Genomic DNA, 23,426 nt, shown 5'->3' with positions numbered 1-23,426 from the left:
CCTCGGTGTCTGTGTTACTTCTCGTCGGTAAATACGGCGGGGCGCTTCTCCGCGCGCGCGGCAACCGCTTCCTCAAAGTTTGCGGTGAGCAGGCGCACGAAAAGTTGTCCCAGGCCCTCGGCCTGCATGTGCCCCTCCAGGCTAGCGGCGTCCAGTCCACTCCAAAGTGTGCGCTTGGTCAACTCGATACCCGGCCGGGAGAACGCCGCCATGCGGTCCGCCATCGAGTAGCAGGCGTCCAGGAGCGCGTCCTCGGCCACCACGCTGGAGACCAGACCGATGCGCTCCGCCTCCTGCGCGTCGACGTCGCGGCCGGTCAGCATGATCTCGAACGCCCGTGACGACCCGATCGCCCGCGGCAGCAGGTAGGACAAGCCCAGCTCACTGGCGGTAAGCCCGTTGTTGATCCCCGCGGCGCGGAAGTAGGCGCCCTCGGCGGCGACCCGGACGTCACACGCCAGCGCCAGGCAGAGGCCGCCCCCGATGGCCGCGCCGTTGACGGCGGCGATCACCGGCTGGTGCAGCCGGCGTAGGGCGAGAATCACATCGTCGAGGATCTCCATCGACCGCAGGGCGTACGTCGGCCTGGTCAGACCGGCAACGTGCGGAACGGAGCCGGCCGACTTGTGATCGGCCCCGGACGAGAAGCCCCGGCCGGCCCCGGTAAGCACCACTACGCGCACGCTGTTGTCGTAGCGGAGCTCTTCGAGGACGTCCTTGAGCGGCACCATGACGTCGAACGCCATCGAGTTCATCCGCTCAGGCCGGTTGAGGGTCACCAGGGCCACGTCCGGTCGCGGACGGTCAACCAGTACGAATTCGTTCTGCGCAGTCACGGACAGCACGCTATCGCGTGCCGCTCATCACACCTGTTCGGCGTCGCCCTCAGCAGCCTGCTCTTTCATGGCCGCGTCGATGTCGAATTCCTTGATCTTCTGAACCAGATCCTCCAGCGCCGCCGGTGGCAGCGCTCCGGCCTGGTTGAAGACCAGCTTGCCCTTCTTGAACGCCATCAGGGTCGGGATCGACCGGATGTCGGCAGCCGCGGCGAGCCCCTGCTCGGCCTCGGTGTCCACCTTGGCGAACACGACGTCAGGGTGCTGCTCCGAAGCGGCCTTGAACGTCGGCGCGAAGGCACGACACGGTCCGCACCACGACGCCCAGAAGTCCACCAGCACGATGTCGTTGCCGTTGACGATGTCATTGAACTGATCTGCGGTGATGTCCTGCGTACTCACACTTTTCCTAACGTCGGGGCGTAGCGGCCTGTTCCCACCATATGGGCAACATGAACTGGCAGCAGGCTTTCGGCGGGCGCGCGCCGCCGAAGCCACCCCCGCGTCCGCCTGCCGTCAGGACGTCAGGCCGGCACTTCTCGTTGGTACGGGCGTCCCGACTCGAATCGCCAGATCGCGTGGTGAAGGGCAGCGATCTCCCAGCCCGCGGATTCCGACACGGCGCGCAGCAACGCGGCGGCGGGCGCGGCCGTACCCGCCTCGCGAGCGACGTAGCCCGCCACCGCCCGGTCCACCGTGACGCCGGGGACCTGCGCGAGCGTCACCAGATAGCCCCACGTGAAACCTGACTGCTGCCCCGGCACCGCGCACCACGCGGCCTTGGCCGCGGCGCGGCGATCGTCGTCCTGGGCGGCCGTACGGAGGTCCTCGGCCGTCCGGATGCCCAGTTCGACGAGGGCGTGGGCGGCCGCGAGGAGTGCGGCCGACCGCAACGGCGCACCCTTGGCGGTGGAGGTCGGGCGACGGTTGCCGATCTGCGACGCCCACTGCCGCGGTCCGCCGAGGCCGTGGATGCTCGCCAGCAATTCCCCGGCGCCGTCGGAGTCGGCGTCGCCCCCTTGCCCGGCCCGGTGACCGCGATACCGCTCAACGATCCGCTCGACGGTCAGATGACGTGCTCCCGTGACATAGATCGCATCAATGATGCACAGCGCCAACGCGTTTGGATAAGCGGTGGGATCCGGCCAGCCCGCCGGGTCGCCGAGATCGCGTTCGCAGGCCGCGTGCAGTCGTTCAACTTCGGTGCTCATCGTGGTGCCTCCCGGTTACGTGGGAACGCCATCCGTCCCCATGCGCCGAAAGCTAAAGACGCCGGCCGACAAACCCACCCAGGAATCGGCTCAGAATCGGGAATTATCCACAGGGCTGGTCCTTGCTCTACCGGCACGCTCGGTCGACGTTGGCCAGCAGTTGAGCCTGCCGCCTCGGCCACCAGGAGAGTTCGACCGCCAGCGCCGCCAGGTAGATGACCGACACCACGCCATTACCGACCGATCCGAATACGGCGTCCCACAACGCACTTGCCAAGGCGACGACGAGCACCAACGGCAGCAGCCAGCGAAACGGGCGAGCCGTCTCCGCCGCCGCGTGCACTCCGCGGCCGTAGTCACGGGCGGCGTCAACCAATCGCGGATCCTCGATGCGCTCACCGGCCCGGGCAGCGCGCACGACGGCCACGCGGTCGGCGCCGGTCAACTGCTTCGACATGGGCCAGTACCGGGCCATCCGGCGCGCCATCCAGATGCCGTAGAACGTGCCGACGATCACGAGGACCAGCACGCCGGAGACCCAGAACCCGGAGTCCAGCCAAGAGAGCACACCCAGCACCATGCCCACACCGGCGCCGACGATCAGCGCCCGACCCGTGAAGCCGCTACGCCAGACGAACGCCGGGACCGTGATCACACGGTCATTGTGCGGTGTCCGTCGCGATCTAGACCGTGAAACCGAGGGCGCGCAACTGCTCGCGCCCGTCGTCGGTGATCTTGTCCGGGCCCCACGGCGGGTTCCAGACCCAGTTGATCTTGATCTCGTTGACCAGCCCCGCGCCCACCAGCGCGGTACGCGACTGGTCTTCGATCACGTCGGTCAACGGACAGGCCGCCGAGGTCAGCGTCATGTCGATAAGGGCGACCTTGCCGGCATCACCCTCCTCGACATTGAGGCCGTACACCAGGCCCAGGTCGACGACGTTGATGCCCAGCTCGGGATCCACCACGTCGCGCATGGCCTCCTCGACGTCGGCCAGCAGTTCGTCAGAAGCGGTCTCGCTCATCGCTGTTCCTTCACGTCATCGCTGGCCTGCACCAGCGCGTCCTTAAAAGCCATCCAACCCAGTAGCGCACACTTCACCCGCGCCGGATATTTGGCGACACCGGCGAACGCGATGCCGTCACCGAGTACATCTTCGTCCCCCTCAACGTTGCCGCGTGAGGAAATCATCTCGGTGAACGCCTCGACCGTCTTGAGTGCATCGCCGACGCTCAGGCCGATGACCTGATCGGTGAGCACAGAGGTGGCGGCCTGACTGATCGAGCAACCCTGCCCGTCGTACGAGATGTCGGCGACCGTTTCCGCATCGTCGGAGAGTGCGACCCGCAACGTCACCTCGTCCCCGCAGGTCGGGTTGACGTGATGCACCTCGGCAGCGAAGGGCTCCCGCAGTCCGCGGTGATGCGGATGCTTGTAGTGGTCCAGGATCACTTCCTGGTACATCTGTTCCATTTTCACGAGAAGAACTCCACGGCACGCTTGATGCCGGCCACCAGGCGATCCACCTCGTCGAGCGTGTTGTACACCGCGAACGACGCACGAGCCGTCGCGGCGATCCCGAAGTGACGATGCAGCGGCCAGGCACAGTGGTGCCCGACGCGTACCGCGACGCCCTCGTCGTCGAGCACCTGCCCGACATCGTGGGCGTGGATCCCGTCGACCACGAAACTGACCGGCGATCCGCGGTGTTCCGTCGTCGTCGGTCCGATGACGCGGACTTGTGGCAGGCCTGCCAGTCCGGTCAGGGCGGCCGCCACCAAATCCGCTTCGTGCGCCTCGACCGCGTCCATCCCGACGTCGCTCAAATATCGCGCGGCAGCGGCCAATCCGACCACCTGCGAGGTCATCGGGGTGCCTGCCTCGAAGCGCTGCGGGGCAGGCGCATACGTGGTCTGTTCCATCGTGACGGTCTCGATCATCGAACCGCCCGTGATGAACGGCGGCATCGAGTTCAGCAGCTGCTGCCGGCCGTAGAGCACGCCGATACCCGTGGGCCCGAGCATCTTGTGACCCGAGAAAGCCGCGAAATCGACATCAAGGGCATGGAAGTCGACCGGCTGGTGCGGTACCGACTGGCACGCGTCCAGCACGGTCAGTGCACCGACCGCCTTGGCCCGCGACACCAACTCGCCCACCGGGGCAACCGCGCCCGTGACGTTCGAATGATGGCTGAATGCCACCACTTTCACCCGCTCGTCGAGTTCCAGCGAATCCAGATCGATGCGGCCGTCATCGGTGACGCCGTACCAGCGAAGCGTCGCACCGGTGCGCTGGGCCAGTTCTTGCCACGGGATCAGGTTCGCGTGGTGTTCCAGCTCGGTGGTGACGATGACATCACCGGGGCCGACCGCGTGCTCGAACCGCTTGTCCCCCAGCACATACGACACCAGGTTGATCGACTCGGTGGCGTTCTTGGTGAACACCAGTTCATCGGTCTCGGCACCGACGAACGCCGCGATGTCCGCACGGCCCTGCTCGTAGGCGTCGGTGGCCTCCTCCATCAGCTGGTGTGCACCGCGGTGCACCGCACCGTTGGAGGTGGTGAGGAATTCGCGTTCGGCGTCGAGGACCTGTAGCGGCTTCTGTGACGTCGCACCGGAATCCAGGTAGGCAAGCTGTTTTCCGCCGCGCATCACCCGGCTCAGAATCGGGAAATCAGCTCTCATCCTGGTCAACCCGGCTTGGTCCAATGTCGTCGCCGAGGTGGTCATGTCAGGCTCCGACAGCTTGGGTGAAGCGCACGTATCCGTTCTCTTCGAGCTCGTCGGCAAGTTCCGGCCCACCCGATTCCACGATGCGACCGCCGACGAACACGTGCACGAACTGCGGCTGGATGTAGCGCAGGATCCGGGTGTAGTGGGTGATCAGCAGGACGCCCCCGTGCTCGGCCTCGGCATAGCGGTTGACGCCCTCGCTGACGATGCGCAGCGCGTCGACGTCCAGACCCGAGTCGGTCTCGTCGAGGATCGCGATCTTCGGCTTGAGCAGGCCCAGCTGCAGGATCTCGTGACGCTTCTTCTCGCCGCCGGAGAAGCCCTCGTTGACACTGCGCTCACCGAACGCCGGATCGATGTCCAGCTCGTCCATCGCGGCCTTGACTTCCTTGACCCAGTGGCGCAGTTTCGGCGCCTCGCCCCGAACGGCGGTCGCCGCCGTGCGCAGGAAGTTCGACATCGACACCCCTGGCACCTCGACGGGGTACTGCATGGCCAGGAAGAGACCCGCCCGGGCCCGCTCGTCGATGCTCATCTCGAGCACGTCCTGGCCGTCGAGGGTGATCGAACCGGATGTCACGGTGTACTTCGGATGCCCGGCGATGGCATAAGACAGCGTCGACTTGCCGGAACCGTTGGGGCCCATCACCGCGTGGGTCTCCCCCGACTTCACGGTGAGGTCGACACCCTTGAGGATCGGGATCTCGGTGTTCTCAGCGCCTTCGGTGGCGTTGACCGAGACGTGCAGGTCCTTGATTTCCAGAGTGGTCATTAGTGCGTAGCTTTCGATTCGTTAAGTTCGGTCTTTTGCAGTTCTTGCTCAATGGCTGCGGTCAGGCGCTCACGCACCTCGGGCACAGCGATCTTGGCGATGATCTCGTTGAAGAATCCGCGCACGACCAGGCGCCGGGCCTGATCCTCGGGGATGCCGCGGGCGCGCAGGTAGAACAACTGCTCGTCGTCGAATCGCCCGGTGGCACTGGCATGCCCGGCGCCCACGATTTCGCCGGTCTCGATTTCGAGGTTGGGCACCGAATCGGCGCGGGCGCCGTCGGTGAGCACCAGGTTGCGGTTCACCTCGAACGTGTCGGTGCCGGTGGCCTCGGCCCGGATCAACACGTCGCCGATCCACACCGTGTGGGCATCGGGCTTTTTGGAGTCCGGATCCCCTTGCAGGGCGCCCTTGTAGAGGACGTCGGACTTACAGTGCGGCTGGGAATGGTCGACCAGCAACCGCGACTCGAAGAACTGACCGTCGTCGGCGAAGTAGGTGCCGAGCATCTTGGCGTCACCGCCGGGGCCGGTGAACCGCACGGTGGCCGCGGTACGCACCACCTCGCCACCGAGGGTGACGTTGACGTGTCCGAGCACCGCGTCCTTGCCGAGCTTGGCGTGGTGAGCGCTGACATGCACCATGTCGTCGGCCCAGTCGGCGATCCAGATCAATCCGAGACCGGCCGAATCACCGACGATGATCTCGACATTGTCAGCGTAGGTTCCACTGCCACGCAGGTCGACAACCACAATGGCACGCGAGAGCTCTTCCACCCGGATCTGCAGATGTCCGTAACCCACGGTGTCCACGCCGGGTCCGTTCACGACGATCTCGATGGGCTCGGCCACCTCGGTGTCGCGCTCGACCGTCACCACGGTCGCCGCCTCGAACGACGAGAATGCCTGGGCGGCAACACGATCGGTGGGCACACCGCCCTCGCCGAGACGCTTGTCGTCGCGGCCGACGGTCTCCACGGTCACGCCGGGCCGCTCGGTCACGGTGATGCCGGCAATGCCGTTCGCGACGGCCGAGCCGTCGTGCAGGCCGCGCAGCCGCTTGAGCGGGGTGAACCGCCACAGCTCGTCGCGACCGCCGGGCACCTCGAAGGCGTTGACGTCAAAGGACGCGAACAGCTCGCCCTTATTTGTCACGACCCCCTCTACCGCTTGGGTGAGATTCTGTGTCACTTAACCGACCGCGCCTTCCATCTGCAGCTCGATCAGCCGGTTGAGCTCGAGCGCGTATTCCATGGGCAGTTCCTTGGCGATGGGCTCGACGAAGCCGCGCACCACCATCGCCATCGCCTCGTCCTCGGTCAACCCGCGGCTCATCAGGTAGAACAGCTGATCCTCGCTGACCTTGGACACCGTGGCCTCGTGACCCATCGTGACGTCGTCCTCGCGGATGTCCACGTACGGGTAAGTGTCCGAGCGGCTGATCGTATCGACCAGCAGCGCATCGCATTTCACGCTCGACTTGCTGCCGTGCGCACCCTTGTTGACCTGGACCAGGCCACGGTACGACGCGCGGCCACCGCCGCGGGCCACCGACTTGGACACGATGTTGGACGACGTGTGAGGAGCCAGATGCAGCATCTTGGCACCGGTGTCCTGGTGCTGACCCTCACCGGCGAACGCCACCGAGAGCACCTCGCCCTTGGCGTGCTCGCCGGTCATCCACACGGCCGGGTACTTCATCGTGACCTTGGAACCGATGTTGCCGTCGATCCACTCCATGGTGGCGCCGGCCTCGGCCCGGGCCCGCTTGGTGACCAGGTTGTAGACGTTGTTCGACCAGTTCTGGATCGTGGTGTAACGCACCCGGGCACCGGGCTTGACGACGATCTCGACGACCGCGGAGTGCAGCGAATCGGACTTGTAGATCGGAGCGGTACAACCCTCGACGTAGTGCACGTAGGAGCCCTCGTCGGCGATGATCAGCGTCCGCTCGAACTGGCCCATGTTCTCGGTGTTGATCCGGAAGTACGCCTGCAGCGGGATGTCGACGTGCACACCCGGCGGCACGTAGATGAACGAGCCACCCGACCACACCGCGGTGTTCAGGGCCGAGAACTTGTTGTCGCCGGCCGGGATGACCGTGCCGAAGTACTTCTTGAAGAGCTCCGGGTGCTCGCGCAGGCCCGAGTCGGTGTCGAGGAAGATGACGCCGAGCGCCTCCAGGTCCTCGCGGATCTGGTGGTACACCACCTCAGACTCGTACTGGGCTGCCACGCCGGCCACCAGGCGCTGCTTCTCGGCTTCCGGAATGCCAAGGCGGTCATAGGTATTGCGAATGTCCTCGGGCAGTTCCTCCCAGGAAGCCGCCTGCTTCTCGGTGGAGCGAACGAAGTACTTGATGTTGTCGAAGTCGATGCCTTCGAGGTTGGAACCCCAGTTCGGCATGGGCTTCTTGTCGAAGGTCCGCAGGGCCTTGAGCCGGGATTCCAGCATCCACTCCGGCTCGCTCTTCTTGGCCGAGATGTCACGCACGACGGCTTCGGACAGGCCGCGCTGCGCACTGGCGCCCGCGACGTCCGAGTCCGACCAGCCGTAGCCGTAGGTGCCCAGTGACGCGATGGTCTCTTCCTGGGTCAATGGCGTTTCGGGCGTGATGGTCATGTCGCCGCTCCTTGTTTGCTCGCTGTTTTGCTTGTCACTGCGGTCGTCCGGGCGCGGGCTGTGCCCCGAACCTTGGTCGCACTGTCCGTACTTGCTTCGGTCTCGACGTTGTCCGCATCGAGTGGAACGTGAGTGGTGCAGGCGCAGTCACCGTTGACGATGGTGGCCAGGCGTTGCACGTGGGTGCCCAGGATCTCGGCGAACGCCTCGCTCTCCGTCTCGCACAACTCCGGGAATTCCTCGGCGACATGCGATACCGGACAGTGATGCTGACAGATCTGCACCCCGTGAATCGGGCCCTCCACCGGCGTCGTGGTGGTGGCGTACCCGGCCCGGGTGAGCGCGTCAGCGACGCGCTGGGCGGTGTCGGCGACTCCGCCGGACCCCTCGGTGACCCCGGCCAGGATGGTGTCGACCCGGCGCCGCGCGAAAGTCCGCACGGCATCCTTGCCACCGATCTCACGCAGTTGCCGAATCGCGGCGACCGCGAGGTCGTCGTAGGTGTGGCCGAGTTTGGCGCGCCCCGCAGCGGTCAGCCGGTAGCGTTTGGCCGGGCGACCCCGGCCGTTGTGCTGCCACGCGGCGGCGGCACTGGCCTGCGCATCGCCGGCCTCGATCAGAGCATCGAGGTGACGACGCACGCCGGCAGCCGATATCCCGAGCCGCTCACCGATCTGCCCGGCCGTGATGGGGCCTTCGAGCAACAGGTGGATGATCGCCCGCCGGGTATGCCCGTCGGAGGCCGGCACCACGTCGTTGACCGGCTTCGGCACACTGACCGAAGCTGGGCTCGAAGCAGAGCCCGCAGCCGTACGACGCATTTTCACAACACCATTGTGACGGAATTCCACGCAGGGTTCTAGCAAGGGCACCCTTACGTGACCTGGGCCACCGTTGCCTGGCGAAGACCGCCTCCGTCGACGGTTACGCTGCCCTGATGGCAAGCCGCCTGTCGACCTTCAGCTCATCGATCGCCCGGTGGCACGGCGACGAACGGACCGTCGGGTCTCCACTCAACGCCTCCGAGGTCATCGCGCAGCGCCGTACCCGGCTGTTCGGGGCCACCGGAACGGTCCTGATGGCGATCGGCGCCCTCGGTGCGGGAGCCCGCCCCGTCGTGCAGGACCCGACCTTCGGGGTGCGGCTGCTCAACCTGCCCTCCCGCATCCAGACCGTGTCGCTGACGATGACCACCACCGGTGCGGTGATGATGGCGCTGGCCTGGCTCATGCTCGGACGCTTCGCCCTCGGCCCCCGGCGGATGTCGCGCAGCCAGCTCGACCGCACACTCTTGCTGTGGGCCATCCCCCTGCTGATCGCGCCGCCGATGTACAGCAAGGACGTCTACTCGTACCTGGCGCAGAGCGAGATCGGGTACATCGGTCTCAACCCCTACAAAGTCGGCCCGGCGACCGGTCTCGGCCTCGATCACGTGTTCACGTTGTCGGTGCCCAGTCTGTGGCGCGAGACCCCGGCCCCGTACGGGCCGCTCTTCCTGTGGATCGGCGAAAGCATCTCGGCGCTGACCGGCGAGAACATCGTCGCCGCCGTGCTGTGCCACCGCGTCGTGGTGCTGCTCGGTGTCGGGCTCATCGTGTGGGCGACGCCGCGGCTGGCCCGACGCTGCGGCGTCGCCGAGGTCAGCGCACTGTGGCTGGGCGCCTGTAATCCCCTGCTGTTCATGCACCTGGTGGCGGGGATCCACAACGAGGCGCTGATGCTCGGGCTGATGCTGGCCGGCACGGAGTTCGCGCTGCGCGGCATCGACGCGGCCGCGCCCCTGGTCCCGCGACCGCTGACCTGGCCACATTCACGCGAGGACTGGGAGCACTGGTATCCCGCGGCGATGCTGCTGCTCGGGACTGTGCTGATCACCCTGTCCTCCCAGGTCAAGCTGCCGTCGCTGCTGGCACTCGGATTCGTCGCAATGGCCCTGGCCTGGCGTCTGGGTGGCACGATCAAGGCGTTCTTCGTGGCGAGTGTCCCGCTCGGCATGGTGTCCCTGGCGGTGATGGCCCTGATCGGCTGGGCCAGCGGGCTGGGCTTCGGCTGGCTGGGCACCCTGGGCACGGCCAACGTCGTGCGCAGCTGGATGTCACCGCCGACGTTGCTGGCCCTGGGCACCGGCCAGGTCGGCATCCTGTTGGGTCTCGGTGACCACACCACCGCGGTCCTCGCGCTGACGCGCGCCATCGGCGTCTTCTTGATCGCGATCCTGGTCAGCTGGCTGCTGCTGGCGGTGATGCGCGGCCGCCTGCATGCCGTGGGTGGTCTGGGCGTCGCCCTCGGCGGCACGATTCTGCTGTTCCCCGTGGTGCAACCGTGGTATCTGCTGTGGGCGGTGATCCCGTTGGCGGCGTGGGCAACCCGGCCGGGGTTCCGCGGATCCACGATCGCCATCACCTTGGTCGTCGGCATCTTCGGCCCGACGGCCAACGGCGACCGGTTCACGTTGTTCCAGATCGTGATGGCGACGCTGGCCAGCGCGCTGATCGTGCTGATCCTGATCGGGCTGACGTGGCGCCGGCTACCGTGGCGCGCGTCACGTCAGACGGACACAAGCCCACCGCCGGCACGCACGCAGACCCCCGACGCCTACGCTGAATCCCCGTGACCTCGCGTTCTGAACATCCGGTGCTGCTCCGCGGCGTCAGCAAGCGCTACGGATCGACAACAGCGGTCGCCAACCTCGACCTCGACGTGCAACGCGCCGAGGTGCTCGCCCTGCTCGGCCCCAACGGCGCGGGCAAGACCACCACCGTCGAGATGTGCGAGGGATTCATCCGCCCCGACGGCGGCCGTGTCGAGATCCTCGGCCTGGATCCCGTTGCCGACAACTCCCAGTTGCGTGAGCGGATCGGTGTGATGCTGCAGGGCGGCGGCGGGTACCCCGCGGCGAAGGCCGGCGAGATGCTCAATCTGGTCGCCTCCTACGCGGCCGATCCCCTCGACCCGGCCTGGTTGATGGACACCCTCGGTCTGACCGAATCGGCCCGCACCACCTACCGGCGCTTGTCGGGTGGCCAGCAACAACGCCTGGCACTGGCCTGCGCCGTGGTGGGTCGCCCCGAGCTGGTGTTCCTCGACGAGCCCACCGCCGGGATGGACGCCCACGCCCGAATCGTGGTGTGGGAGTTGATCGATGCGCTGCGCCGTGACGGTGTCACCGTGGTGCTGACCACCCACCATCTCACCGAGGCCGAAGAACTCGCCGACCGGATCGTCATCATCGATCACGGCGTTGCGGTCGCCACCGGCACACCCGCCGAGCTGACCCGCAGCGGCGCCGAGAACCAGCTGCGATTCAGCGCGCCGCGCAAGCTCGACCTGTCCCTGCTGACCGCCGCCCTGCCGGAGAACTACAAGGCCACCGAGACCGCTCCCGGCGAGTACCTGGTCGAGGGGCACATCGATCCGCAGGTGCTGGCCACCGTGACGGCGTGGTGCGCCCGGCTCGACGTGCTCGCCACGGATATGCGGGTGGAGCAGCGCAGCCTCGAAGATGTATTCCTCGACCTGACAGGACGGGAGCTGCGGTCATGACGAGTGCTCCGAACAGATTCGCCCCGGGCACCTTCTCCCCGGACCCCCGCCCGGCCAAGGTGCCGGCCATGCTGGCCGCCCAGTTCGGGCTGGAACTGAAGTTGCTGCTGCGCAACGGCGAACAGCTGCTGCTTACGATGTTCATCCCGATCACGCTGCTGGTCGGGATGACGCTGCTGCCGCTGGGCGCGTTCGGTGACAATCGGGCGGCGACCTTCACCCCGGCCATCATGGCGTTGGCCCTGATCTCCACGGCGTTCACCGGGCAGGCCATCGCGGTGGCCTTCGACCGCCGGTACGGCGCCCTGAAACGGCTCGGCGCCACCGCACTCCCGGTGTGGGGAATCATCGCAGGCAAGTCGCTGGCCGTGGTGACAGTTGTGTTCTTGCAGGCAATCCTGCTGGGCGCCATCGGTTTTGCACTGGGCTGGCGCCCTTCGCCGGCAGGTCTGGCGCTGGGCGCGGTGATCATCGCGCTGGGTACAGCCACGTTCGCGGCGTTGGGGCTGCTGCTCGGCGGCACCCTGAAGGCCGAGATCGTCTTGGCGCTGGCGAACCTGCTGTGGTTCGTGTTCGCCGGCCTCGGCGCACTGACCCTGGAAGGCGGCCCGGTTCCGTCCGCGCTGCGCTGGGCTGCCCGGCTGACGCCATCGGGAGCCCTCACCGAATCCCTCACCCAGGCGATGACGGTGTCGATGGACTGGTTCGGCGTGGCCGTACTGGTGGTGTGGGGTGCCGTCGCGGCGATCTGTGCGCTGCGCTGGTTCCGGTTCACCTGACCCAAACCAGCCCTACTACGGGCTGTAGTTCCTGATCAACTACGATCAGGCCGTGCCCGGCGGAACAGCTTTCCAGCGACTGGTCGATCTGCTGCCCATGCCGAGTCTGCGGGTTCAGCGTCTGATCGCGTTCCTGGTGATCCTCACCCAGGGCGGTATCTCGGTCACCGGGGCGATCGTCCGGGTCACCGCATCCGGCCTGGGCTGCCCCACCTGGCCCCAGTGCTTCCCGGGCAGCTTCACGCCCGTACCGCACGCCGAAGTCGCCGTCGTGCACCAGGTGGTCGAGTTCGGCAACCGGATGATCACCTTCCTGGTGGTGTTGACCGCCATCGCCGCGGTCCTGGCCGTGACCCGGGCCCGTCGCCGCCGCGAGGTGTTGATCTACGCCTGGCTGATGCCGGCCTCCACCGTGGTCCAGGCCATCATCGGCGGCATCACGGTGCGGACGGGCCTGCTGTGGTGGACCGTGGCCATTCACCTGCTGGCCTCCATGGCGATGGTGTGGCTCGCCGTTCTGCTGTTCGTCAAGATCGGGCAGCCCGACACCGGTGCGCCAACGGAAACCGTGCCGAAACCCTTGCGGCAGCTGACGGTCCTGAGCGCTGTCCTCCTGGCCGCAGTCCTGGTGACGGGAACGCTGGTGACCGGCGCCGGCCCTCATGCCGGCGACAAGAGCCTCGATCGCGTGGTGCCACGCCTGCAGGTCGAGATCACCACGCTGGTGCACATGCATTCGTCGCTGTTGGTCGCCTACCTGTCGCTGATCGTCGCGCTGGGATTCGGTCTCGCCGCGGTGCGCGCCCCACGCCCGGTCATGGTCCGGCTCGCGGTTCTTGTGGTGCTGGTGTGCGCCCAGGGACTCGTCGGCATCGTGCAGTTCTACACCGGTGTTCCCGCGGTCCTGGTCGCCGTGCACGTCGCCGGTGCGGCTACCTGCACCGCGGCCACGGCGGCGTTGTGGGCCTCGATGCGTGAGCGGGTCAAGGCCGGCGACTAGCCCGGCCCCATCCTCATCAGTGGTTCCACCCGGCGGCGGTCTGCGCGTCGAAGGTCGCGTCGATGCGATCGAATCTGCGGCGGATCGAAGTTCGTGACGCCTCGTGCGACAGCACGTACAGCCGGTCGGCAAGCACCGCCTCGGCGGTGAGCCGGGCCACGTCGTCGACGTCGAGAACGCCGTCGCCTGCGATGAGTTGATCCTCGACCGCGTCTCCGCGGGCTCGCGCCGACGTGGCAAGAAGGTTGGTGCCCACCATCATCGGGCACAAGACCGAAACCCCGATGCCATCGCTGTCGACCTCGCGGGCCAGCACCTCGGCCAGCGCGACCACACCGTACTTGGCCACGCAATACGCGCCGAGGCCGACGTTGGGGACCAAGCCGGCGAACGACGCGGTGAACAAGAGATGCCCACCCTGGCCCTGTTCGATCAGCCGGGGCAGAAACGCCTCGACACCGTGAACCGGCCCCCACAGGTCGACGTCGAGGACGAAATGCCAGTCGTCGTGGGTCATCTGCGCGATCGGCCCGTCGACAGCCACGCCGGCGTTGTTGAACACCACGTGCACGGCGCCGAGCAGCCGGAAGGCCTCGTCGGCGAGGTGAGTCACCTGCTCGAGTTCGCGGACATCGCACGGCACGCCGTGGGCGTCGTATCCCTCGGACCGCAGTTGCGCGACGGCTCGACCGAGCGCCGTTTCGTCGTAGTCGGCGAGCACGATCCGGGCGCCCCGCGCGGCGAATTGGCGCGCCGTCGCCAAGCCGATGCCGCTGGCCCCGCCGGTGACCACGGCGCCGCGTCCTTCAAAGGTGTCCACCGGCCGACTCTAAAGCGGCTCGGTCGACCGGTTCGCCGAAATCGCTGACCTGCCATCGGCGTAGGGATTGGTGGGCTTCGGCCGCTTCGGCCGGCCCCTCAGAGTCCCCGGTGTGACAGCGGGCCCAGCCCGAACCGCTCCAGGGCACCCTCCACGCCGACCGCGAACCGGCGCTCGGCATGCTCCCGCGCGGCCGGATCGAGCTGCCGGAATCCCAGTCCCGGCTCGACCAGTTCCAGCTCCAGTAGGCGGGGATCCTCCGGGCCGCCGATCACGTCGACCCGGGCATACACCAGATCCTCGGGCTCGAGGTCGAACAGCCGGATCACCGCGTCGATCGCCAGGCGGCCGACCTCCCAGACCTCGTCATCGGGATCCGCCGGCGACAGCGACTCCTGGGCATAGGTGCCGGTCTCCTCGAATTCGGGTGACTGCCCGGCCGGCGGCAGGATCGGTCCCTTGGTGAACGCGTGGGATTCCTGACCGCCCAGGAACACCAGAGCGGTCTCGCCGTCGGCGATCCGCGGATCGTAGGGCTGCACCAGCACGGCGCGGCCGTTGGCGTGCAGCGCCCCCGCGTGGGCCAGGGCCTCCGAGGCATCGACGAATCGCTGCGCCCCGGTCGAACCGGCGCCCACCGCGGGCTTCACCACGACTTCGCCATCGGGCACGCTGACGTTGTCGCCGACCGCGAAGTATCCGGTCGGCACCACCGGCACCCCCATGCGATGCAGGTCGTCGAGGTAGCGCTTGTCGGTGTTCCACTCGACGATCTGCGCCGAGTTGATCAGGTGGGGCACCGACCGCGTCCAGGTGAGGAACTCGTCGAGACGCTCGGTGTAGTCCCAGGTGGCCCGCAGGACCACCAGATCGGCATCGAGGGTGGCCGGGTCGTCCCAGGGCAGCCAGCGGGCGTGCAGCCCGCGGTTGCGCAGCGCCATGAGCAGGCCGGCGTCGTCGCCGTCGCCCTCAGGCAACGCAGCGCAACCGGCCAGCACGATGCGGGGATGGAACACATCCGGACGGGCGAGCTTCACCCTCGCGATGATAGGTGTGGATGATGGATGGCGTGTATGCCATCGAAGTTGCCGAGACCGGCGGACCCGAAGTCCTGAGCTACGTCGAGCGGCCCGAGCCCTCCCCGGGCCCCGGCGAGGTACTGATCAAGGCCGAGGCGGTCGGCGTCAATTTCATCGACACCTACTTCCGGTCCGGGCTGTATCCGCGGGACGTCCCGTTCGTCGTCGGGTCTGAGGTGTGCGGCACCGTCGCAGCGGTCGGCGACGATGTGGCGGCGTTGGCCGTCGGTGACCGAGTGGTGACCGCGAATGCGACCGGCGCCTACGCCGACTTCTGCGTCGCCCCAGCAGATTTCGTCGCCTATGTGCCCGACGGCGTGGCACCCGACGCCATCGCATCGGCCCTGCTGAAAGGCATGACCGCGCACTACCTGATCAAATCGACCTATGCCGTGCAGCCGAGCGACACCGTGTTGGTGCATGCCGGCGCCGGCGGTGTCGGCCTGATCCTCACCCAGTGGGCCACCAGTATGGGCACCCGGGTGATCACCACGGCCTCGACGCCGGAGAAGGCCGAGCTGTCCCGGCAGGCCGGCGCGATCGAGGTGCTGGAGTATCCCGAGGATCCGGCCGAGTTCGGCGACAAGGTCCGCGATCTCACCGGCGGGGCGGGAGTGGCCGCCGTCTATGACGGGGTCGGTGCATCGACGTTCGACGCCAGCCTGGCCAGCCTCGCGGTGCGCGGCACACTCGCCCTGTTCGGTGCGGCCAGCGGACCGGTACCACCGGTGGATCCGCAGCGACTCAACGCGGCCGGCTCGGTGTTCCTGACCCGTCCGACGCTGGCCCACCACACCCGCACGCCCGATGAATTCTCCTGGCGCGCGGGAGAACTGATCAATGCCATCGCAGACGGATCCATCACCATCACCGTCGGTGGCCGTTACCCGCTGGCCGATGCGGCCCAGGCCCACACCGACCTGCAGGGCCGCAAGACCGTCGGCTCGATCGTGCTGGTGCCCTAGACCACAACTACGCCGAGTGTGACGCAGGCGTTGTTGACCGCGCCACGGAGCGACTCCTGCGTCACACTCGGCGATCAGCTAAACCGGCTGCGCGCCGGGGAACGTCCACGACCCGTCGAGGATCTCGGGCCTCGGCCGGTACAGCCGCACGATGTAGTTCCAGCCCTCGGTGATCGGCAGCACGTTGCCCGCGCCGCTACCACCGAACTGCACGGTGGTTGAGCCGTCGTCGTCCTTGACCGCGGTGATGTTGTTCAGCGAGTAGGCGTTCTGCGGGTTCGCGGTGAAATAGCCGTCCTTGTTGTAGACGGTCACCGACCAGAACCCGTCAACCGGGACGTCCTTCACGGTCAGGCGGTGCACGGTGGAGCCGTCGTTGCGGGCCGGCACCACTGTGAGATAGAGCGCGTCGCGCGCGGGGTTGCCGCCCCAGGCGAATGCCGAGCCGATCAGATGCCGGACCGGCTCCACGTCGTACTTGGGGCCGAACATCCGGTTGGTGTCCGTGAGTGTGGTGGACAACGTGATGAGCGCATCGCGAACCGTCTTCTGGCTCACCGGATCCCATTGCGGGATCTCGAAGAATCCCGGCTCGGCCTGCGAGACGGTGATCGCGTCCTGCAGGGCGTGCACTGCGGCCAGGTCAGCGGTATCGCCCGGATCGACCAGGGTGCGCACCGCCGCGATCGCAAAGCGGGTGTCGACGGAGTCGCGGCTGAACGTCACCTCGGCCGGCGCGTAGGCGACGTTGGTGGTGTAGTGGTCCTCGCTGATGACCTGCAGCGACATGAACCGGTCCCCGCTCTCGGGCAGCGTGATGGTCACGGGACCGCCGTCGAGGTCGAACACCGCCGCCGAGTACAGCGTGTCCCGGTTCTGCCGGATGACGAGCTGGTGGTCGATGGGGGTCAGCTCGCGGTTGTGGAAGAACTTTCCGAAACCGCCGTCCTTGACTGCATTGGCGAAGTACAGGTCGGATTCGGCACGCGCGAAGTTGTCGGGGTTCACCAGTTCGGTCATGCTCACAACGCTGCCACACCCAACGGTGTCGGGGGCGGCTGGACCGGATAAGCGATAGCGCCTAGTGACCGAAGAGTGTCGGCAGCGCGAGCGCCGAGTCGATGGCCAGCGCGCAGAACACCACGGCGAGGTAGTTGTTCGACTGCAGGAACAACCGCAGCGGCTTCACCGGCTCGCCGCGCTTCACCCCGGAGTACAGCTGGTGGGCCATCACCAGGAACCAGGCGCCCGCAAGCAGGGCGACGGCGCCATAGAGCCATCCGGTGGCAAGCGCGAGTACCAGCGTGGTGATGACCGTGAGCCAGGTGTAGATCAGGATCTGGCGGGTGACCTGACGCTCGGTGGCCACGGCGGGCAGCATCGGCACCCCGGCCGCCTTGTAGTCGTCCTTGTAGCGCATCGCCAGCGCCCAGGTGTGCGGCGGAGTCCAGAAGAAGATGATCAGGAACATCACCAATGCCGGCCACTGGATGGTGCCGGTCACCGCGGACCAGCCGATCATCACCGGCATGCAACCGGCCGCCCCGCCCCACACCACGTTCTGCGAGGTGCGGCGTTTGAGCAGCAACGTGTAGACGAAGACGTAGAACGCGATCGTGGCCACTGCCAGCACGCCGGACAGCAGATTCGACGTCCATGTCAGCCAGCAGAACGAGGTGACCGAGAGCACCAGACCGAAGATCAGTGCGTGCCGCGTCGGGACCGAGGCCTGGGCCAGCGGGCGGCGAGCGGTGCGCTTCATCACCTTGTCGATGTCGGCGTCGGCGACACAGTTGAGCGTGTTGGCGCCGGCCGCGGCCAGCATGCCGCCCACCAAGGTGTTGAGGATCAGCAGCGGGTCAACGGTGCCACGGTCTGCCAGCAACATCGCAGGGATGGTGGTGACCAGCAACAACTCGATCACACGTGGCTTGGTCAACGCCAAATACGACAGGATGGTGGATCGAATTCGGCTCGGCGCCCCATTGATGAGCCGGCGCTCGCGAATGCTCACGCAAATAACTCCTCGGGTGGCGTCACGCGGCTTCTACTACACACGATGGTAGACCGCCGCCCGAACAGCTCAGCACCGCAGGGTCTGTTCGGGGCAACAACGGGGTAAACGACCGGGTATCGGTGTGAGAACCAGTCTGCATCTGTTCAGTCCGCCCCACTAGGGTGTTTGTCGTAGCAGCATGGCAACTGCGCGCACGTGCCGGCAGATAGAAGACGAGGAAGTGAGCTTAGTGACCACCGCCGAAGAGATCACCGCTCTCACCCAGCCCAACCACCCAGATGACTGGACCGAACTCGACAGCGTTGCGGTCGACACCGTCCGGGTGCTCGCGGCTGACGCGGTGCAGAAGGTCGGCAACGGCCACCCGGGAACAGCGATGAGCCTGGCTCCCCTCGCCTACACGCTGTTCCAGCGGCAGCTGCGCCACGATCCCAGCGACACCGAGTGGATCGGCCGGGACCGTTTCGTACTGTCCTGCGGGCATTCCAGCCTGACCCTGTACCTGCAGCTCTACCTCGGCGGGTTCGGCCTGGAGCTGGCCGACATCGAGGCGCTGCGCACCTGGGGTTCGCTGACCCCGGGCCACCCCGAGTACCACCACACCAAGGGTGTGGAGATCACCACCGGCCCGCTCGGCCAGGGGCTGGCGTCGGCGGTCGGAATGGCGATGGCCGCTCGTTACGAGCGTGGCCTGTTCGATCCCGACACCGCACCGGGCGAGAGCCCGTTCGACCACTACATCTACGTGGTGGCCTCGGACGGCGACATGGAGGAGGGCGTCACCAGCGAAGCGTCGTCACTCGCGGGCACCCAGCAGCTCGGCAATCTCATCGTGTTCTGGGATGACAACAAGATCTCCATCGAACACAACACCGACATCGCGCTCAGCGAGGATGTGCCCGCGCGCTACCGCGCCTACGGCTGGCACGTCCAGGAGGTCGAGGGCGGCGAGAACGTGGTGGGGATCGAGCAGGCGATCGCCGAGGCCAAGAAGGTCACCGACAAGCCCTCGTTCATCGCACTGCGGACCATCATCGGCTACCCCGCCCCCACCAAGATGAACACCGGTGGCGTGCACGGTTCCGCCCTGGGTGCCGACGAGGTGGCCGCCACCAAGAAGATCCTCGGGTTCGACCCCGACAAGAGCTTCGACGTGCGCGACGACGTCATCGCCCACACCCGTGAGCTGGTGAACCGCGGCAAGAAGGCGCACGCCGACTGGCAGGTGACCTTCGACGCCTGGGCCGAGCGCGAGCCCGAGCGCAAGGAGTTGCTGGACCGGCTGCAGGCGCAGAAGCTCCCCGAGGGCTGGGACGCCGACCTGCCGCATTGGGAGCTCGATTCCAAGCCGGTGGCCACCCGCGCCGCCTCTGGAGCCGTGCTGGCCGCCGTCGGCCAGACGCTGCCCGAACTGTGGGGTGGTTCGGCCGACCTGGCCGGCAGCAACAACACCACCATCAAGGGCGCGAATTCGTTTGGTCCTCCGTCGATCTCGACCGAGGACTGGAATGCGACCTGGTACGGCCGCACCCTGCACTTCGGTATCCGCGAGCATGCGATGGGCGCCATCCTGTCCGGCATCGTGCTGCACGGCCCGACGCGGGCGTACGGCGGAACATTCCTCCAGTTCTCGGATTACATGCGGCCGGCCGTGCGTTTGGCCTCATTGATGAACATCGATCCGATCTACGTCTGGACGCACGATTCGATCGGTCTCGGCGAGGACGGCCCGACGCACCAGCCGATCGAGCACCTGGCGGCGCTGCGCGCGATCCCGAACCTGTCCGTGGTGCGGCCGGGCGACCCGAACGAGACCGCCTACGCGTGGAAGACCGTGCTGGAGCGCACCGCCAGCACCGGCCCGGTCGGGTTGATCCTGACCCGTCAGGGCGTCCCGGTGATCGAGGGCACCAGCGCCGAAGGTGTGGCCCGCGGTGGCTACGTGCTCGGCGGCGCTCCCGACGAGAACCCCGATGTGGTGATCATCGCCACGGGTTCCGAACTCCAGCTCGCCGTCGCAGCGCAGAAGCTGTTGGCGGACAAGGAGATCACCGCCAGCGTGGTGTCGATGCCGTGTGTCGAGTGGTTCGAATCGCAGCCCAAGGAGTACCGCGATTCGGTGCTGCCGCCGGCGGTTTCGGCCCGGGTGGCGGTCGAGGCCGGAGTGGCGCAGAGTTGGTACAAGCTGGTCGGAGACACCGGCGAGATCGTCTCGATCGAGCACTACGGCGCCTCGGCCGACGACAAGACGCTGTTCCGTGAGTTCGGTTTCACCCCCGAGGCCGTGGCGGCCGCGGCGGAACGATCCCTAGACAACTGACAGACGACTGGCAGGAGAAGGCGAATATGACTCAGAACCCGAACCTCGCGGCGCTGAGTGCCGCGGGTGTGTCCGTCTGGCTCGACGATCTGTCGCGCGAGCGATTGCAATCAGGAAATCTGACGGAGCTCATCAATACCCGCAGCGTCGTGGGGGTGACCACCAACCCGTCGATCTTCCAGGCTGCGCTGTCGAAGGGCACCGCCTACGACGCTCAGGTCAAGGAACTCGCCGAGCGGGGCGCCGACGTCGACGCCACCATCCGCACCGTCACCACCGACGATGTTCGCAACGCCTGCGACGTCCTGGCCAAGCAGTACGAGGCCTCCGAGGGTGTCGACGGCCGGGTGTCGATCGAGGTCGACCCGCGGCTGGCCCACGACACCGACAAGACGATCCTGCAGGCGATCGAGCTGTGGAAGATCGTCGACCGGCCCAACCTGTTGATCAAGATTCCCGCGACGCTTGCCGGGTTGCCCGCGATCACCGCGGTGATCGCGGAGGGCATCTCGGTCAACGTCACGCTGATCTTCTCGGTCGAGCGGCACCGTGCGGTGATGGACGCCTACCTGGACGGACTGGAGAAGGCCCGCGAGGCCGGCCACGATCTGTCCAAGATCCACTCGGTCGCCTCGTTCTTCGTGTCCCGCGTGGACACCGAGATCGACAACCGGCTCGAGAAGATCGGTTCCGAGGACGCGTTGGGACTGCGCGGCAAGGCCGGTGTGGCCAACTCGCGCCTGGCCTACGCGGCCTACGAGGAAGTCTTTGGCGGCGAGCGCTTCGCGGCGCTCAAGGGTGACGGCGCCCGCGTGCAGCGCGTGCTGTGGGCGTCCACCGGCGTCAAGAACCCGGACTACTCGGACACGCTCTACGTCACCGAGCTGGTCGCACCGCACACGGTGAACACGTTGCCGGAGAAGACCCTGGAAGCGGTCGCCGACCACGGCAAGATCACCGGTGACACCATCACCGGGACTGCGGCGGCATCGCAGGAAGTCTTCGACAACCTCAGCGCCATCGGCATCGACCTGGTCGATGTGTTCAAGGTGCTCGAGGACGAGGGTGTGGACAAGTTCGAGAAGTCGTGGCAGGAACTGCTCGACGCAACACAGGGCCAACTCGACGCCGCCACGCGATGAGCGCCTGCGCGGAGAGCCGAGGACGACGATGAGCCCGGCCAGCGCCGACACCACCGCCTGGCGTAACCCGTTGCGGGACAAGCGCGACAAGCGCATGCCCCGCATCGCGGGACCCTGTGCGGTGGTGATCTTCGGCGTCACGGGTGACCTGGCCCGCAAGAAGCTGATGCCGGCCATCTACGACCTGGCCAATCGCGGCTTGCTGCCGCCCGGCTTCGCGCTGGTGGGCTTCGCTCGCCGCGATTGGGCGGATGAGGATTTCGGCAGGATCGTCTTCGACGCAGTCAAACAGCACGCCCGCACGCCGTTCCGCCAGGAGGTCTGGGACCGCCTGGCGGAGGGGTTCCGGTTCGTACAGGGCACATTCGACGATGACGCCTCGTTCGAACGCCTCAAGGAGACGCTGCACAAACTCGACGTCGAACGCGGCACCAGCGGCAATCACGCGTTCTACCTGTCGATCCCGCCGAAGGCGTTCCCCCAGGTCTGCGAGCAACTGTCGAAATCCGGGCTCGCCGACAAGCCGGAGGGCAGCTGGAGCCGGGTGGTGATCGAGAAGCCGTTCGGTCACGACCTCAAGAGCGCCGAGGAACTCAACGCTGTGGTCAACAGCGTGTTCCCGGAGTCGTCGGTGTTCCGCATCGACCACTACCTGGGCAAGGAGACCGTCCAGAACCTCCTGGCACTGCGCTTCGCCAACGAGATGTTCGAGCCGGTGTTGAACTCGCACTACGTCGACAGTGTGCAGATCACGATGGCCGAGGACATCGGTCTCGGCGGACGCGGCGGCTACTACGACGGTGTCGGTGCCGCCCGGGACGTCATCCAGAACCACCTGCTGCAGCTGCTGGCTCTGACCGCGATGGAAGAGCCGGTGAGCTTCTCCCCCGCAGAGCTGCAAGCCGAGAAGATCAAGGTGCTGTCGGCGACCCGGCTCGCCGAGCCGCTCGACGAGACCACTTCCCGGGGGCAGTACGCCGCGGGCTGGCAGGGCGGCGAGAAAGTCGTCGGGCTGCTGGACGAGGAAGGCTTCTCGAAGACATCGACCACCGAGACGTTCGCAGCCATCACCCTGGATGTGGACACCCGGCGCTGGGCCGGCGTGCCGTTCTATCTGCGCACCGGAAAACGCTTGGGCCGCAGAGTCACCGAGATCGCGCTGTTGTTCAAGCGCGCGCCACACCTGCCCTTCGACGCCACGATGACCGACGAGCTCGGCCAGAACGCACTGGTGATCCGGGTACAACCGGACGAAGGCATCACTCTGCGGTTCGGGTCCAAGGTTCCGGGCCACATCATGGAAGTCCGCGATGTCAGCATGGACTTCTCCTACGGCTCGGCCTTCGCCGAGGAATCACCCGAGGCCTACGAACGCCTGATCCTCGATGTGCTGCTGGGCGAGCCATCGCTGTTCCCGGTCAACGACGAGGTCGAATTGTGCTGGAAGATCCTCGATCCCGCACTGGAGTACTGGGCGACGCACGGTAAGCCCGATTCGTACGAGTCCGGAACGTGGGGCCCCGATTCGGCGTTCGAGATGCTGCGCCGGTCGGGCCGCGAATGGAGGCGGCCGTGACGAGCGCGA

General features: G+C 66.8%; 23 protein-coding genes. 8 read left to right on the top strand and 15 right to left on the bottom strand.

Features of this window, described 5'->3' with window-relative positions; genetic code table 11:
* Window positions 1–14: 14 nt before the first annotated feature.
* The 11 genes from EH231_RS05220 to EH231_RS05170 form a co-directional block, all read right to left on the bottom strand.
* The gene (locus EH231_RS05220) at window positions 15–845 is read right to left on the bottom strand and encodes an enoyl-CoA hydratase (RefSeq protein ID WP_090425623.1); all 831 of its coding nucleotides are present in this window, start codon (window positions 843–845) and stop codon (window positions 15–17) included.
* Window positions 846–863: 18 nt separating this feature from the next.
* Window positions 864–1,238, bottom strand: coding sequence for a thioredoxin (gene trxA / locus EH231_RS05215; protein WP_044518301.1), 375 nt, complete (start codon window positions 1,236–1,238; stop codon window positions 864–866).
* 122 nt (window positions 1,239–1,360) lie between these two features.
* The gene (locus tag EH231_RS05210; RefSeq protein WP_090425621.1) at window positions 1,361–2,047 is read right to left on the bottom strand and encodes a DUF8548 family protein; all 687 of its coding nucleotides are present in this window, start codon (window positions 2,045–2,047) and stop codon (window positions 1,361–1,363) included.
* A 127-nt stretch (window positions 2,048–2,174) separates the two neighbouring features.
* Complete coding sequence (locus EH231_RS05205) at window positions 2,175–2,702, bottom strand: hypothetical protein (protein WP_090425620.1); 528 nt, start codon at window positions 2,700–2,702, stop codon at window positions 2,175–2,177.
* A 28-nt stretch (window positions 2,703–2,730) separates the two neighbouring features.
* Window positions 2,731–3,072, bottom strand: a complete 342-nt coding sequence (locus EH231_RS05200; protein ID WP_044518296.1) for a metal-sulfur cluster assembly factor — start codon at window positions 3,070–3,072, stop codon at window positions 2,731–2,733.
* Window positions 3,069–3,521, bottom strand: a complete 453-nt coding sequence (sufU, locus tag EH231_RS05195; RefSeq protein ID WP_164480778.1) for a Fe-S cluster assembly sulfur transfer protein SufU — start codon at window positions 3,519–3,521, stop codon at window positions 3,069–3,071. The genes EH231_RS05200 and sufU overlap by 4 nt, the downstream gene beginning before the upstream one ends.
* Window positions 3,522–3,523: 2 nt before the next feature.
* Window positions 3,524–4,780: a cysteine desulfurase gene (locus tag EH231_RS05190; RefSeq protein WP_124712013.1), complete on the bottom strand. Its 1,257-nt coding sequence runs from the start codon at window positions 4,778–4,780 to the stop codon at window positions 3,524–3,526.
* A 1-nt stretch (window position 4,781) separates the two neighbouring features.
* On the bottom strand, window positions 4,782–5,555 hold the full coding sequence (gene sufC / locus EH231_RS05185) for a Fe-S cluster assembly ATPase SufC (protein ID WP_090425616.1): 774 nt from the start codon (window positions 5,553–5,555) through the stop codon (window positions 4,782–4,784).
* Window positions 5,555–6,745, bottom strand: coding sequence for a Fe-S cluster assembly protein SufD (gene sufD, locus EH231_RS05180; RefSeq protein ID WP_124712012.1), 1,191 nt, complete (start codon window positions 6,743–6,745; stop codon window positions 5,555–5,557). Before sufD ends, sufC begins: the two co-directional genes overlap by 1 nt.
* Window positions 6,746–8,176 carry a Fe-S cluster assembly protein SufB gene (gene sufB / locus EH231_RS05175; RefSeq protein WP_090425613.1) on the bottom strand — a complete coding sequence of 477 codons (1,431 nt, stop codon included), beginning with the start codon at window positions 8,174–8,176 and terminating at the stop codon, window positions 6,746–6,748.
* Entirely contained in the window at window positions 8,173–8,997 is an 825-nt protein-coding gene (locus EH231_RS05170; protein WP_090425611.1) for a helix-turn-helix transcriptional regulator, read from the bottom strand. The genes sufB and EH231_RS05170 overlap by 4 nt, the downstream gene beginning before the upstream one ends.
* A gap of 116 nt (window positions 8,998–9,113) precedes the next feature.
* Here EH231_RS05170 and mptB point away from each other — a divergent pair, with 116 nt between their 5' ends.
* From mptB to EH231_RS05150, 4 genes are all read left to right on the top strand, one after another.
* Entirely contained in the window at window positions 9,114–10,790 is a 1,677-nt protein-coding gene (mptB, locus tag EH231_RS05165; protein ID WP_090425609.1) for a polyprenol phosphomannose-dependent alpha 1,6 mannosyltransferase MptB, read from the top strand.
* Window positions 10,787–11,719: an ABC transporter ATP-binding protein gene (locus EH231_RS05160; protein ID WP_124712011.1), complete on the top strand. Its 933-nt coding sequence runs from the start codon at window positions 10,787–10,789 to the stop codon at window positions 11,717–11,719. The genes mptB and EH231_RS05160 overlap by 4 nt, the downstream gene beginning before the upstream one ends.
* Window positions 11,716–12,498 carry an ABC transporter permease gene (locus EH231_RS05155; RefSeq protein ID WP_124712010.1) on the top strand — a complete coding sequence of 261 codons (783 nt, stop codon included), beginning with the start codon at window positions 11,716–11,718 and terminating at the stop codon, window positions 12,496–12,498. The genes EH231_RS05160 and EH231_RS05155 overlap by 4 nt, the downstream gene beginning before the upstream one ends.
* A gap of 97 nt (window positions 12,499–12,595) precedes the next feature.
* The gene (locus EH231_RS05150; protein ID WP_124714182.1) at window positions 12,596–13,498 is read left to right on the top strand and encodes a COX15/CtaA family protein; all 903 of its coding nucleotides are present in this window, start codon (window positions 12,596–12,598) and stop codon (window positions 13,496–13,498) included.
* A 16-nt stretch (window positions 13,499–13,514) separates the two neighbouring features.
* Here EH231_RS05150 and EH231_RS05145 read toward each other — a convergent pair whose 3' ends face one another.
* Window positions 13,515–14,318 (bottom strand): SDR family NAD(P)-dependent oxidoreductase, encoded by an 804-nt coding sequence (locus EH231_RS05145; protein WP_124712009.1) that lies wholly within the window; start codon window positions 14,316–14,318, stop codon window positions 13,515–13,517.
* Window positions 14,319–14,416: 98 nt separating this feature from the next.
* Window positions 14,417–15,355: an ATP-grasp domain-containing protein gene (locus EH231_RS05140; RefSeq protein WP_164480776.1), complete on the bottom strand. Its 939-nt coding sequence runs from the start codon at window positions 15,353–15,355 to the stop codon at window positions 14,417–14,419.
* Window positions 15,356–15,387: 32 nt separating this feature from the next.
* Here EH231_RS05140 and EH231_RS05135 point away from each other — a divergent pair, with 32 nt between their 5' ends.
* Window positions 15,388–16,362 (top strand): quinone oxidoreductase family protein, encoded by a 975-nt coding sequence (locus EH231_RS05135; protein ID WP_164481154.1) that lies wholly within the window; start codon window positions 15,388–15,390, stop codon window positions 16,360–16,362.
* Window positions 16,363–16,440: 78 nt separating this feature from the next.
* On the opposite strand, the gene EH231_RS05130 is transcribed toward EH231_RS05135, so the two are convergent.
* Both EH231_RS05130 and EH231_RS05125 read right to left on the bottom strand, forming a co-directional pair.
* Window positions 16,441–17,370, bottom strand: a complete 930-nt coding sequence (locus EH231_RS05130) for a DUF1254 domain-containing protein (RefSeq protein ID WP_170856272.1) — start codon at window positions 17,368–17,370, stop codon at window positions 16,441–16,443.
* 73 nt (window positions 17,371–17,443) lie between these two features.
* Window positions 17,444–18,376 (bottom strand): heme o synthase, encoded by a 933-nt coding sequence (locus tag EH231_RS05125; RefSeq protein ID WP_044518269.1) that lies wholly within the window; start codon window positions 18,374–18,376, stop codon window positions 17,444–17,446.
* Window positions 18,377–18,608: 232 nt separating this feature from the next.
* Here EH231_RS05125 and tkt point away from each other — a divergent pair, with 232 nt between their 5' ends.
* From tkt to zwf, 3 genes are read left to right on the top strand one after another with little or no spacing between them, the layout of a single operon-like run.
* The gene (gene tkt / locus EH231_RS05120) at window positions 18,609–20,699 is read left to right on the top strand and encodes a transketolase (protein WP_090425597.1); all 2,091 of its coding nucleotides are present in this window, start codon (window positions 18,609–18,611) and stop codon (window positions 20,697–20,699) included.
* Between the two features lie 26 nt (window positions 20,700–20,725).
* Window positions 20,726–21,841, top strand: a complete 1,116-nt coding sequence (tal, locus tag EH231_RS05115) for a transaldolase (RefSeq protein WP_090425595.1) — start codon at window positions 20,726–20,728, stop codon at window positions 21,839–21,841.
* Window positions 21,842–21,869: 28 nt separating this feature from the next.
* Window positions 21,870–23,417 (top strand): glucose-6-phosphate dehydrogenase, encoded by a 1,548-nt coding sequence (gene zwf / locus EH231_RS05110; protein WP_090425593.1) that lies wholly within the window; start codon window positions 21,870–21,872, stop codon window positions 23,415–23,417.
* The last annotated feature ends 9 nt before the right edge of the window (window positions 23,418–23,426 follow it).

Source organism: Mycolicibacterium nivoides (genome assembly GCF_003855255.1).
Lineage (GTDB): Bacteria > Actinomycetota > Actinomycetes > Mycobacteriales > Mycobacteriaceae > Mycobacterium > Mycobacterium nivoides.
Note: the sequence above shows the minus strand (reverse complement) of the source record. Positions and strands in the feature narration are given on the sequence as shown.